Here is a 707-nt window from a genome sequence, read left to right as displayed (position 1 = left end):
GGGAGGGGTCGGGGGTGGGTCGGTCCGCGAGGGAGCGTCGCGCCCGCCCCAAACCAACCCACCCCCAGCCCCTCCCTTCCAGGGATGGGAGAGGCTCGCCATCTGACGATCGATCGGCGCCAACTCCATGAAACTGGCGAAATCGCTGGGGTCGGTCGGCGGGCTGACGCTGGTCAGCCGCGTGCTGGCATTGGGCCGCGACTCGTTGCAGGCGACGTTCGTCGGTGCAGGGTTCGCGTCGGACGCGTTCCTCGTCGCATTCCGCCTGCCCAACATGTTCCGCGCACTGTTTGCCGAAGGCGCGTTCAACGCCGCCTTCGTGCCGCTGTTCAACAAGCGGGTGGCCGAAGGCGACGCGGCGGCGGAGGGTCGGGGCCTGCCCGCCGCCCTCGCCTTTGCGCAGGCGGTGCTGTCGGTGCTGCTGCCGGTGCTGATCGCCGCAACCGTCGTCATGCTGATCGCCGCATGGCCGCTGACTTATCTACTGTCGGGCGGGTTCAAGAACCCGACGACCGAGCAATTCGCCTATGCGGTCACGCTGTCGCGGATCACCATTCCCTATCTGCTGCTGATCTCGATCGTGTCGTTGCTCGGCGCGATCCTCAATTCGCTCGACAAATTCTGGGTCAATGCCGCCGCCCCCATCCTGCTCAACGTCGCGATGGTCGCCGGGCTGCTGTTCTTTCACGGCCCCGACCCCTATGCGA

The 707-nt window shown here is 66.8% G+C and carries 1 protein-coding gene; it reads left to right on the top strand.

The genetic code is table 11. From position 1 onward, the window contains the following. Positions 1-127: 127 nt before the first annotated feature. On the top strand, positions 128-707 hold a 580-nt coding region (locus ASE59_RS20800; protein ID WP_321163235.1), incomplete at its 3' end, for a lipid II flippase MurJ.

The organism is Sphingomonas sp. Leaf10 (assembly GCF_001421245.1).
Classification (GTDB): Bacteria; Pseudomonadota; Alphaproteobacteria; order Sphingomonadales; family Sphingomonadaceae; genus Sphingomonas.
The sequence above is the reverse complement of the archived record's forward strand: the minus strand, read 5'-3'. Positions and strand labels throughout refer to the sequence as shown.